Source organism: Sphaerisporangium sp. TRM90804 (assembly GCF_029846175.1).
Classification (GTDB): domain Bacteria; phylum Actinomycetota; class Actinomycetes; order Streptosporangiales; family Streptosporangiaceae; genus Sphaerisporangium.
Genome location: NZ_JARWAC010000001.1, coordinates 247,814 through 260,064, shown reverse-complemented (window position 1 = coordinate 260,064; position 12,251 = coordinate 247,814). Strand labels below are relative to the sequence as shown.

9 protein-coding genes are annotated in these 12,251 nt (G+C 69.4%); 6 read left to right on the top strand and 3 right to left on the bottom strand.

Going from position 1 to position 12,251, the window contains the following annotated elements:
- Nucleotides 1–7: 7 nt before the first annotated feature.
- Nucleotides 8–595, bottom strand: a complete 588-nt coding sequence (locus tag PYR91_RS01135) for a hypothetical protein (protein WP_279776967.1) — start codon at nucleotides 593–595, stop codon at nucleotides 8–10.
- A gap of 729 nt (nucleotides 596–1,324) precedes the next feature.
- Between PYR91_RS01135 and PYR91_RS01130 the strand changes: the two genes are divergently transcribed.
- Nucleotides 1,325–1,543, top strand: a complete 219-nt coding sequence (locus PYR91_RS01130; protein ID WP_279776966.1) for a hypothetical protein — start codon at nucleotides 1,325–1,327, stop codon at nucleotides 1,541–1,543.
- 582 nt (nucleotides 1,544–2,125) lie between these two features.
- Here PYR91_RS01130 and PYR91_RS01125 read toward each other — a convergent pair.
- Nucleotides 2,126–2,395 (bottom strand): hypothetical protein, encoded by a 270-nt coding sequence (locus PYR91_RS01125; protein WP_279776965.1) that lies wholly within the window; start codon nucleotides 2,393–2,395, stop codon nucleotides 2,126–2,128.
- Between PYR91_RS01125 and PYR91_RS01120 the strand changes: the two genes are divergently transcribed.
- From PYR91_RS01120 to PYR91_RS01110, 3 genes are all read left to right on the top strand, one after another.
- A complete protein-coding gene (locus PYR91_RS01120) occupies nucleotides 2,396–4,456 on the top strand; it encodes an RICIN domain-containing protein (protein ID WP_279776964.1) in 2,061 nt (686 codons plus the stop codon).
- A gap of 70 nt (nucleotides 4,457–4,526) precedes the next feature.
- Complete coding sequence (locus tag PYR91_RS01115; RefSeq protein WP_279776963.1) at nucleotides 4,527–5,990, top strand: endo-1,4-beta-xylanase; 1,464 nt, start codon at nucleotides 4,527–4,529, stop codon at nucleotides 5,988–5,990.
- 80 nt (nucleotides 5,991–6,070) lie between these two features.
- Nucleotides 6,071–7,489 carry a non-reducing end alpha-L-arabinofuranosidase family hydrolase gene (locus PYR91_RS01110; protein ID WP_279777094.1) on the top strand — a complete coding sequence of 473 codons (1,419 nt, stop codon included), beginning with the start codon at nucleotides 6,071–6,073 and terminating at the stop codon, nucleotides 7,487–7,489.
- Nucleotides 7,490–7,639: 150 nt separating this feature from the next.
- Here PYR91_RS01110 and PYR91_RS01105 read toward each other — a convergent pair whose 3' ends face one another.
- Nucleotides 7,640–10,441, bottom strand: coding sequence for a BTAD domain-containing putative transcriptional regulator (locus PYR91_RS01105; protein ID WP_279776962.1), 2,802 nt, complete (start codon nucleotides 10,439–10,441; stop codon nucleotides 7,640–7,642).
- A gap of 136 nt (nucleotides 10,442–10,577) precedes the next feature.
- On the opposite strand from PYR91_RS01105, the gene PYR91_RS01100 reads away from it, so the two are divergent.
- Nucleotides 10,578–11,807 carry a hypothetical protein gene (locus tag PYR91_RS01100; protein WP_279776961.1) on the top strand — a complete coding sequence of 410 codons (1,230 nt, stop codon included), beginning with the start codon at nucleotides 10,578–10,580 and terminating at the stop codon, nucleotides 11,805–11,807.
- A gap of 67 nt (nucleotides 11,808–11,874) precedes the next feature.
- Nucleotides 11,875–12,102: a hypothetical protein gene (locus tag PYR91_RS01095; RefSeq protein ID WP_279776960.1), complete on the top strand. Its 228-nt coding sequence runs from the start codon at nucleotides 11,875–11,877 to the stop codon at nucleotides 12,100–12,102.
- The last annotated feature ends 149 nt before the right edge of the window (nucleotides 12,103–12,251 follow it).

Below are 12,251 nucleotides of genomic sequence, written 5' to 3'. Positions count from 1 at the left end.
TCGGCGCTCAGGTGCGAAAGGCCGACCGCCCCACCGCGTCCTGCGAGCCGATGACCGCGAGCACCGAGTCGACCACTTCTCCGACAGACCGGCCGTCCACGTCGACCCGATCCAGGCCCAGCCTGTCGACCGCATCCACCATGAGGGTCTGGTATCGCTCCGTCCGAGCCAGGAACTTGTCCATCAGGCGCCGTTCCGCGTCGGTCGCCGCCTCATAGCGACCGCCCGCATGCACCCGGGCGCGCACGACGGCGTGGTCCGCGGTGAGCCACACCGCGCCCGTGTGCGGGACCCCCAGCGCCGCGACCCGGTCGGGCCACAGCCCCGACCCCTCCAGCACCAGCCCCGCCCCGTCGCCGGCCGCGCGGGCCGTGACGAGCTCTTCGACGCGAGGCCACAGCCGTTCGTAGTGGTCGAGCACGGACGTGATCAGCTCGTCGACCGCGAGTGTCCCGTAATGCTCGGCGACGTGCTCCGGCACCTCCCAGTCGGGCGTACGCCAGGGCCGCCCCGGATGCCGCCCCAGCCCATCCGTCGACAGACACTCGAACCCCAGCCGGGCAGCCACCCCCCGCCCGACCGTCGACTTCCCCACATTCGACGTCCCCCCGAGCAACACCACCCGCAAACCATCCACCCCGGCGACCCTACCGATCGCCGCGGATCTCGCTCCTTCTCACCACTGCCATAGGGGCACGGATCACGATGCCGAGCACATGCGTCAATGGAACATCTACTATTCGCATACTGGATTCAGGCCCGTTTTCTGGGTTACCACCTTCGGACTCCGTCGCCTTTGTCCTGTGCCAAGCTCAGATTCGTCGTGCCTCTGTGCGCGGGGGAATCAGTCGTTTCCTTCTCGGTGGAAGGGCACGATACAGGAGTGCCCGTATGGATGGTTTCAGAGCCGACAGGACCGGCCGAGCGAAAAGGGAGGATCACGCTGGGGCACACCGAGCGCTTCGCGAAAGAGGAGGTCCCTCTCAGCTTTCCTCTGCCGCCCAGCATCAGCGTCTCCGTGCGACTATCAGGTGACTCCCCCGCGGGAACAGGGGTTCCGCTCGATCAGGTTGCCCCAGGATCTAGCGGTCACCAGGCAGGTGTTGAGCAGGGGGGAGCGGCTGACGGAGGTCGATTTCGAGCACAGGATCCGCGCCGACCACTGCTGAGCCGCAGGCGAATAATTCCCTGGAATCGTCCGGGCTGTGGACGGAAATACGAAAGGCGCTTCGCGACTAGCCTCGATCTTTCGTGAGGTCGGTTGGGTCGCGTAGCGAAGATGATTGATTCCGAGGCAGGGTCCGGTGACGAAACAGGGGGGGCGGTGGCCGGCCAGATCACCTGCGCCGGGGCGATGAACAGCGGTCGGGCCGTGCTGGTCAACCCTTGCCACGTGATCATCTATCGGACGCCGCCCATCGACCCGCCGCTCTTGGCCGAGTGCGCCTTCGTCGACGTCACGGCCGGCCGGGGCAAACCCGTGATCGAGTGCGACGCGCACACCGACCACGCCGGCGTCGCGATGAACGCCGAGGCGCTCTGAACCGTCTCCTGCCGCGGAAGGCGGGGACCCGGCCCAGGCACCCCGCCGGACCGGGTTCAAGGGTGTTCGCAGGCCTGTCTCACGGCCGGGACGGTCACACGGCGCGACCGCCTGGATCAACCCTTGTTATCGATAACATGCCTGGGGCTCGGAGGCCCGCGGGCAGCCTCGACCCGGAGCCGGGACATCCGGCCGCCCTCCGCCTGAGTCCACCGGGTTTCCAGTCGGTTACATCCGTGAAACTTTCAGATGTGCGGGCAGCGCGACATGATCTCCCTTGGAACAAATATCCAGGCCGGGAGAGGCCCCCGTGGTGACGCGCAGGTGAGCGACGCTCGCGACTCGTTGACGCCGGACTCGACAGTCGGATGTACTCCGCGTCACGCGACCATGGAGCAGGCCATGAATATCTGGCAGTTGAGATGTTAGCGATAACAATGCCGAGCGCACGTCCCGCGAGGTCATGGGCAGCCGATCCGTCGGCCTGACCGGATGAACCCCGGTGAGCGGCCGTGGTCTCCACGACCGCCCATCTGACACCCCCCTCATCTTCAGGAGCCCTTCCGTGTCCACGAGCCGTCGTCAGCCCCCGCAGTCGGCGGGCACGACCGTCGCGCTCTCGGCCGCCACCCAGGTCGCCGGCGCGTCCGCCGCCGGCCGGACCGCGCGGCCGCCGACGCGGGTGCTCATGAAGGCCCCCAACGACAACGCCGGCTTTGCTACGGCGGCGACGCCGCCTTTCGTGTCCGGTGCGCCGACGGCAGCCGAGAGCTGGGCCTCGGCGGCACCTCCCAGGGCGCGCAGGTCGTACTCGCCGACGAGAACCGCGAGCAACAACCTCTGGAGATTCATGTGATCAGACGCCTCTTGGCGATCATCCTGCCCGCGATACTCGCGGGCACCGTGATCACCATCGTGTCGTCCGGCGCCTCCGCCGCGACCGTCGACACCAACGCCTGGTACGTCCTGGTGAACCGCAACAGCGGCAAGGCCCTGGACGTCTACAACTCCTCGACCGCCGACGGCGGGCGCATCACCCAGTGGACCCGTAACAACGGCAACAACCAGCAGTGGCAGTTCGTCGACTCCGGCGGCGGCTACTACCGCGTCAAGTCCCGTCTCTCGGGCAAGGTGCTGGACGTCTACAACTTCTCCACCGCCAACGGCGGCTCCATCGTCCAGTGGGCCGACGGCAACGGCACCAACCAGCAGTGGCGGCTCGCCGACTCCGACGGCGGCCACGTCCGCCTGATCAGCCGCCACAGCAACAAGGCCATGGAAGTCCAGAGCGCGTCCACGGCCGACGGCGGAAACGTCGTCCAGTACGACGACTGGGGCGGCACCAACCAGCAGTGGCAGCTCGTCCAGGTGGGCGGCAGCGACCCCAGCCCGACGCCCACCCCCACGCCGACGGCCGGCGGGAACTACACCAACCCGGTGGTCTGGCAGGACTTCGCCGACGGCGACATCATCCGGGTCGGCGACGCCTACTACTACTCGGCCTCGACCATGCACTACTCCCCGGGCGCGCCCATCCTGCGCTCCTACAACCTGGTCGACTGGGAGTACGCGGGCCACTCGGTCCCGAGGCTCGACTTCGGCTCCAACGCCTACGACCTCAACGGCGGCCGGGCGTACGTGAAGGGGATCTGGGCCTCGACCCTGAACTACCGGCCCAGCAACAGCACCTATTACTGGGTCGGCTGTATCGAGTTCAACCGCACCTACGTCTACACCGCCTCGGCGGTCGACGGCACGTGGACCAAGCGCGCGCAGATCCCCAACTGCTACTACGACGCCGGCCTGCTCATCGACGACAACGACACCATGTACGTCGCCTACGGCAACGGCACGATCAGCGTCGCCCAGCTCTCGGCCGACGGTCTCAGCCAGGTCCGCGCCCAGCAGGTGTTCCAGACCCCCTCCAGCGTCGGCACCCTTGAGGGCGCCCGGTTCTACAAGCGCAACGGCTACTACTACATCTGGCTGACCCGCCCGGCCAACGGCCAGTACGTGCTCCGCTCCACGTCCCCCTTCGGCCCGTACGAGATGCGCCAGGTCCTGCTGGACCTGCCGGGCCCGATCTCCGGCGGCGGCGTGCCCCACCAGGGCGGACTGGTGCAGACGCAGAACGGCGCCTGGTACTACATGAGCTTCGTGGACGCCTACCCCGGCGGCCGGGTACCCGCTCTCGCACCGATCACCTGGACCAACGACTGGCCGGTCCTGCAGACGGTCAACGGCCGCTGGGGCGTCAACTACCCCAAGCCGAACATCCAGACCACGCGGACCGTGGCGTCGATGATCGGCCCGGACACCTTCTCGTCCAGCACGCTCGGCCACCGGTGGGAGTGGAACCACAACCCCGACAACAGCCGCTGGTCGACCGGCAGCGGCCTGCGACTCCAGACCGCGACCGTCACCAACGACCTGTACAACGCCCGCAACACGCTGACCCACCGCATCCAGGGCCCGTCGTCCACGGCGACGATCGAGCTCGACTACTCGGCGATGGCCAACGGCGACCGGGCCGGCCTCGCCATGCTCCGTGACCAGTCGGCGTGGATCGGGGTCAAACGCGACAACGGCACCAACCGCGTGGTGATGACCAACGGCCTGACCATGAACAGCAGTTGGGGAACCACAGGAACCGGTACTGAGGCCGCGAGCGCGAACATCTCCGGCGGCAAGATCTGGTTGCGGGTCAACGCCGACATCCGGCCCGGCACAGGACGGCAGGCGCGCTTCTCCTACAGCACCGACGGGACCAACTTCACCGCCCTGGGCCCGGCGTTCACGATGAACAACGCCTGGCAGTTCTTCATGGGCTACCGCTTCGGGATCTTCAACTACGCCACCCAGTCCCTCGGCGGGGCGGTGACGGTGCCCCGCTTCGACCTCACCACCCCGTAGGACGACCACAAGGGTTCTGCCGACCCTTGTCAGCAGCTCTACCTGCTCGGCTAGAAAGGCACACTCGCCCATGAAACGACTGCTATCCATCCTCACCACCGGGTTGGTCGCCGTCGGCCTGTCGGTGGCACTCAACGGGCAGGCGGACGCCGCCTCCACGTTGGGTGCCTCGGCGGCCGAGCGGGGAGGCCGCTACTACGGCGCCGCCGTCGCCGCGGGGAGGCTCAGCGACACGACGTACCAGACCATCCTGAACCGGGAGTTCAACCAGATCACCGCCGAGAACGAGATGAAGTGGGACGCCACCGAACCCAACCGGGGCTCCTTCAACTACTCAAGCGGCGACCGGATCGTCAACCACGCGATCAGCCGGGGCATGAGGGTGCGCGGCCACGCCCTGCTCTGGCACCAGCAGATGCCGGGGTGGGCGCAGAGCCTGTCGGGCTCGACGCTGCGCAGCGCGATGATCAACCACGTCACCCAGGTGGCGACCTACTACCGAGGCAAGATCGACTCCTGGGACGTGGTCAACGAGGCCTTCGCCGACGGAGGCGGCGGGGGCCGGCGTGACTCGAGCCTCCAGCGAACCGGCAACGACTGGATCGAGGCGGCCTTCCGCGCCGCCGACGCGGCGGACCCCAACGCCAAGCTCTGCTACAACGACTACAACACCGACGGGATCAACGCCAAGAGCACCGGGATCTACAACATGGTCCGGGACTTCAAGTCGCGCGGCGTGCCGATCGACTGCGTCGGTTTCCAGTCCCACCTCGGCACCACCATCTCCGGCGACTACCAGGCCAACCTCCAGCGCTTCGCCGACCTCGGCGTCGACGTGCAGATCACCGAGCTGGACGTCGCCCAGGGGTCCAACCAGGCCAACATCTACGCCACGGTGACCCGCGCCTGCCTGGCGGTCGCCCGCTGCAACGGCATCACGGTGTGGGGCATCCGGGACACCGACTCGTGGCGCAGAGGCGAGAACCCGCTGCTGTTCGACGGTTCGGGCAACAAGAAGGCCGCCTACACCTCGGTGCTCAACACCCTGAACAACGGCACGCCCAACCCCACCCCCACGCCCACGCCGACCTCGGGCGGTCCGATCGACACCACCGCCTGGTACCTCGTGGTCAACCGCAACAGCGGCAAGACCCTGGACGTGGCCGACCTCTCCACCGCCGACGGCGGGCGCATCATCCAGTGGGCCCGCAACAACGGCAACAACCAGCAGTGGCAGTTCGTCGACTCCGGCGGCGGCTACTACCGCGTCAAGTCGCGCCATTCCGGCAAGGTCCTGGACGTCTACAACTTCTCCACGGCCGACGGCGGCTCCATCGTCCAGTGGGCCGACGGCAACGGCACCAACCAGCAGTGGCGCGTGGCCGACTCCGGCGGCTACACCCGCCTGATCAACCGGAACAGCAACAAGGCCCTGGAAGTCCAGGGCGCCTCGACCGCCGACGGCGCGAGCGTCGTCCAGTACACCGACTGGAACGGCACCAACCAGCAGTGGCAACTCGTGCGCGTCGGATGACCCGGGAATCGGAGCGAACCGTGAGATACAAGCCCTTGGCCGTCCTCGCGACGGTCGCCGCCCTCTTTGCGAGTTTCTTCATTATCTCGTCCGCGAACGCGGCGACCGTCGACACCAACGCCTGGTACGTCCTGGTGAACCGCAACAGCGGCAAGGCCCTGGACGTCTACAACCTCTCCACCGCCGACGGCGGGCGCATCACCCAGTGGACCCGTAACAACGGCAACCAGCAGCAGTGGCAGTTCGTCGACTCCGGCGGCGGCTACTACCGCGTCAAGTCGCGCCACTCCGGCAAGGTGCTGGACGTCTACAACTTCTCCACCGCCAACGGCGGCTCGATCGTCCAGTGGGCCGACGGGAACGGCACCAACCAGCAGTGGCGCCTGGCCGACTCCGACGGCGGCCACGTCCGCCTGATCAGCCGCCACAGCAACAAGGCCCTGGAGGTCCAGGGCGCGTCCACGGCCGACGGCGGAAACATCGTCCAGTACGACGACTGGGGCGGCGCCAACCAGCAGTGGCAGCTCGTCCCGGTCGGTGGAAGCACCCCCAACCCGACGCCCACCCCGACGCCGACGTCGACCGGCCAGTGTCCCCTTCCGTCGACGTACCGGTGGACCTCGACGGGCCCGCTGGCTCAGCCGAAGTCGGGCTGGGTCTCGCTCAAGGACTTCACCGTGGCCCCGTACAACGGTCAGCAGCTGGTCTACGCGACCACGCACGACTTCGGCACCCGGTGGGGCTCGATGAACTTCGGCCTGTTCTCCAACTACTCGCAGATGGGCTCGGCCAGCCAGAACACGATGAACGTCTCCACCGTGGCGCCCACGCTGTTCTACTTCGCCCCCAGGAACATCTGGGTGCTGGCCTACCAGTGGGGTAGCTCCAAGTTCTCCTACCGGACCTCCACCGACCCGGTCAACCCCAACGGCTGGTCGGCCGAGCAGCCCCTGTTCACCGGAAACATCTCCAACTCCACCACCGGGCCCATCGACCAGGCGCTCATCGGCGACAGCCAGAACATGTACCTGTTCTTCGCCGGGGACAATGGCCGGATCTACCGGGCCAGCATGCCCATCGGCAACTTCCCCGGCAACTTCGGCTCCAACTACACCACGATCATGACCGACACCACCAACAACCTGTTCGAAGCGGTGCAGGTCTACAAGCTGCAGAACGAGAACCGCTACCTCATGCTGGTGGAGTCCATCGGCTCGCAGGGCCGCTACTTCCGTTCCTACACCGCCACCAGCCTGGGCGGCTCCTGGACCCCGCAGGCCACCAGCGAGAGCAACCCCTTCGCCGGCAAGGCCAACAGCGGCGCCACCTGGACCAACGACATCAGCCACGGCGAACTGCTGCGCACCAACGCCGACCAGACCATGACCATCAACCCCTGCAACCTGCAGCTGCTCTACCAGGGCCGCAGCCCCAGCTCCGACGGCGTCGACTACGGCCTGCTGCCCTACCGTCCCGGCCTGCTGACACTCCAGCGCTGAACGACACGACACCCGTCCGGCCCTGACGCCTGACGCCTGACGCTCACGAGATCCGGTGAGCGTCAGGCAGGACCGGACAGAACCAAGCGGCGGGCTCGGCACAGACCGAGCCCGCCGCAGTCATGCGGACGACCCGGATCATCCGACGCGTTAGGCCTCCGCGCCGAGTCTGGCACGGACCTCCACGGCCCCGGGGTGGTCGAGGTCGTCCAGGATGTCCCGTGCGCTCCGCCAGGCCGCGCGGGCGGCGGAGATGTCACCGGCGGCCTCGTGGGTGTCCCCGAGGTGTGTGAGGACGCCGGCCTCCCAGTAGCGGTCGCCGAGGCGCCGGAGATGCTCCAGCGCGTTCTTGTAACAGGCGACGGCCTCGGCGTGGTGGCCGAGGTGGTGGTGAGCGTAGCCGAGGCGATCCCAGCTCTCGCCCTGCCCGTGACGGTCGCCGATCTCCTGGAACAGGGTCAGCGCCTGGCCGCAGTGCGCGAGAGCCTCCTGGTGGTCGTCGAGTTCGGCGTGCAGCCAGCCGACCGTGTTGAGGGCGAGGGCCTGCCCGTGCGGATGGGCGGCGGCGCGGAAGAGCTCCAGGCACCGCCGTGCGTGTTCGAGCGCTTCGCGGTGACGGTCCTGACGGCCCAGTAGTACGGCGAAGCTGTAGTGGGTCTGCCCCTGTCCGGGAAGCTCACCGGCCTGGCGATAGAGGGCGAGAGCGCGTTCGAGATGGGTGCCGGCCTCGGCGAAACGGCCCAACTGGAGGTACGCGTGCCCGGTCTGCTGGTGACCGCCGGCCTCCGTGGCGGGTTCGCCCGACCGGCGACCGGCCGTCACGGCGGCGCGCTGCGTGGTGATCCAGTCATGCCAGTGGCCGCGCCGGTCGAGGAAGTCGGTGAGCGTCCAGGCCAGTTGCCAGGTGTGGGTGTCGAAACCGGCGCTCACCGCGTGGTCCACGGCGGCCATCAGTACGGCGTGCTCGGCGGTGTACCACCGCAGCGCCTGTTCGAGATCCAGCAGGACCTCGGGGACCACCCCGGGGGCGGGTTCGGGCAGGGTGATCGGATCCCGGCACGCGTGCAGGATCATCGCCGCGGTGTGACCGGTGCGCAGGTAGTGATCCAGTGCTCGGCGGACCGCCTCCCGGCGACGCTCTGCGGTGTCGGTGCCGTGCGCCTTCTCCGCGGCGTAGGCGCGGAGAAGGTCGTGAAAGGCGTACCGGCCCGGCACGTGCTCGACGAGCATGTGGGTACGGGCGAGCTCGGCGAGCAGGGGCCGCACCTGGTGCACGGGCAGGGCCGCGAGGCTGGCCGCCGCCTGGACCGAGATGTCGGGGCCGTGGTGCAGGCCCAGAAGCCGGAACAGGCGGGCCGCGTCGGGGGTGAGGGTGCGGTACGACCAGGAGAACACCGCGCGTACGTCGGTGGCCGACTCACCGCCGGTGAGAGCGTCCAGCCTGCTGTGCGCGGCGCGCAGTTCCGCCGCCAGGGCTCGCAGGGGGAAGCCCGGATGGGTGGCGGCTCGGGCGGCCACGATGGCCAGCGCGAGCGGCAGCCGGTCACATCGGCGGACGATCTCCGCGACGGCTTCGGGTTCGGCCTCGACCCGGTCGGCTCCCAGGCGCCGGGTGAGCAGTTCCCGCGCCTCCTCGGGAGCGAGCACGTCGAGAGTGAGCGGCACCGACCCGGCGGCGACCAGGCCGGAGAGCTGGTTGCGGCTGGTCACCACGACCACACACCCGGCAGTGCCCGGCAGGAGCGGGCCGGTCTGCTCGGAGTCGCGGGCGTTGTCGAGCACGATGAGCATCCGGCGGTCGGCCAGCAAGGTGCGGTAGAGGGCGGCCTGGGCGGCCACGTCGGCCGGAACACGTCGCGGCGCCACGTGAAGGGCGTCCAGGAAGCCCCGCACGGCCTCGGCGGGATCCATCGCCGAGCCCTCCGGGGCGAACCCGCGCAGGTTCACGTACAACTGCCCGTCGGGGAACCGGTCGCGGACCCGATGGGCCCAGTGCACCGCCAGGGCCGTCTTGCCCACCCCCGCCGTCCCGGTCAGCGCGCTGATGACCACGGCGGTGGGCTGCTCTCGCGACCGCCGGACGAGGGCGTCGAGCCTGGCCAGCTCGTCGCCGCGACCGCAGAACCCGCGTACGTCGCTCGGCAGCTGTGCCGGAACGACGGCGGACGCCGGAGACGTCCGGACCGGCACCGGCCCCGGATTCGTGTCGAGATCGTCGCGGAGGATCCCCTGATGCACGCGGCGAAGCTCGGCCCCCGGTTCGGCCCCCAGCTCATCGACCAGCCGTCCGCGGGTGGCCGTGTACAGATCGAGCGCCTCCGACGACCGTCCGACCACGTACAACGCGCGCATCAGCGCCGCCACCAGCGGCTCCAGGAAGGGGTTCTGGCGGGCCGCCTCGGTGAGCGGGCCGATGACGGCCGCGGCGTCACCGGCGCGCAGTTCGGCGCCGGCCCACGACAGGACCGCGTCCAGGTGCTCCCGGCGCCAGTCCTGACGGGTGCGTTCGACCCAGCTCCCGGTCAGCCCGCCGAGCGCCTCGCCCTGCCACAGCTCCAGCGCCTCACGCAGCAACCGCACACGCTCGGGCTCGGGGCGCCGGGCCTCACGGGCCTGCCGGAACCGGAGCCGGAAACGGTGGACGTCCACCCGCTCGGGCTCGACGCCGAGAAGGTATCCACCCGAGCGGCGTACCAGGGGCGCGATGGTCCCCCCGTGGGCGCCGGCCTGTTCGAGCACTCGCCGGAGCCTGGTGACGTGCGCCTGCAACGCTCGGCGGGCCCGCTCCGGCGGCCGGTCGCTCCAGACCCGCGTGATCAGGGTCTCCACGGTGACCTGGCGGCCGGCGTCCACCGCCAGTGCCGCCAGCACCGCGCACCGTTGGGGTGGGCCCACCGCGAACGTCTTTCCCGACGAGACCACCTCCACCGGTCCCAACAGCCGGAATTCCATGGTGACCGCCTCTCCCGTCCCGCCCCGGCGCACGGCTGTGAACACACCACTACATAGTGCGACAACATATCGACAACTTTCCGACTGCCGGCCGGATCCAGCATGAGAGCTCCACCCCCCACGACGGGACGGGCCCATGACGGAAAGCACAGGGACGGAAAGCGGAGACGCGGGCACGGCGGACCGCGTCCGCCGTGGCCTTCTGGCGATCGCGGCCGCGGTGCTGGCCGCCGCCGCGACCACGGCGGCGGCGCTGGAGGACCCCAAGCCCACCCCGGCCGCCTCCGGATACATCGCCGACGACGTGCGACACCGGATGGAAGCGCAGCAGCCGCTGAAGAAGGCCGCCGACATCGTCCGGTGGAGCGTCCAGCGCACCCGGGCCGCCGGCTACGCCGGCATCGCGCTGAGCGGAGACGAGGTCGTGGTCTGGTGGAAGGGCACCGTGCCGAGGGCGGTCCAGGACGCCATCGCGGACGCCCGCCGCGCCGCGCGGGTGCGGGTGGCGCCCGCCTCCCATTCCCGCGCCGAGCTGGAGGCTGCGGCCCGCCCCATCGCGGACCACATGCGGGCCGACCCGCGAACGCCGTTCCACAGCGTCGTCATCGCCCACGACGGCAGCGGGCTCGTCGTCAAGACCGAGCAGGCCGGTCCCCTGCCGGTCGCACTCCCCGGCGAGCTCAAGCCACCAGCCGGGATCCGGGCCACCATCGTCCGCCAGGAACGCCCACGGCTCGCCGGACGGCTCGACGACACGGCCCCGTTCTGGGGTGGTGCGCGCATCAACAACAACGACAACGACTCCGTGTGCAGCGCCGGCTTCCCCGTGATCAGGTACGACTCGGCCTTCATACTGACCGCCGGGCACTGTGGCCGCCCCGGCGGCAGTTGGAACAACGGCGACGACAGCCGTTACGTCGGTACCGGAGCTTATGAGCACGTGGCCCACGACCTGCTGTTGATCTCGGCTCCCGTCGGGGGCCGCATCTGGGACGGCGGCGTGGGCCAGAACGAGTTCACCAAGCGCGTCCGGGGGTGGGGCTGGGTGTCGCCGGGTGAATGGCTGTGCGCGTCCGGCTCGGTGACCGGCGCGAGATGCGGTTTCCTCGTCAGCGCCGACGCGTACGTGATGTGCGCCCGCGACGTCTACGGCAACTCCGAGTGCTACTACGACCTCACCATCGCCGAACACAACGCCGGCTCCGCCGGCAGCGCCGGTGACAGCGGCGGGCCGGTCTTCGGCCTCTGGGAGTCAGACGGGGTCATCGCCAAGGGCACCATCACGGCCACGATCGGCCGCACCCTGGTGTTCCAGGACTTCGGCACCGCGTGGCTGGACTTCAACATCGAACCGGTGCTCGGCTGATCGAGATCACCTCGGAGCTCGAACCCCGCAGATCAGCAATACCTTCCCCACGAAAGGAGTGATCGCGATGCCTCCCGAGAACGGTGGCGGCGGTGGCGGCAGCAGCAGCGGTGGCGGCGGCAGTTCCGGCGGCGGCGGTGACAGCGACAGCGGCGGCCACGGAGGGGGCCACGGGTCCTCACGGGGGCACTCGTCGGGCGGATCCTCCTCGGGAGCGGGAGGCTCCGGCGGCTGCCTGCTGATGACCCTCGCCTTCGTGGCCTGCCTCGTGGCCGTCGCCACGCTGCTCTGGTGACCCGCTCCACCAAGGCCCCCGGAATCACGGCTCCCGCCCCGAACCGGCTCGGGGCGGGCGGCCGCGGGCGCGTGCCGGTGATCGCCCGCCCGGAGCGGGTTTCCGACGGTGACCCGGTAGGACGGTGTTCAGGGCTCCCGGCCGGGCCC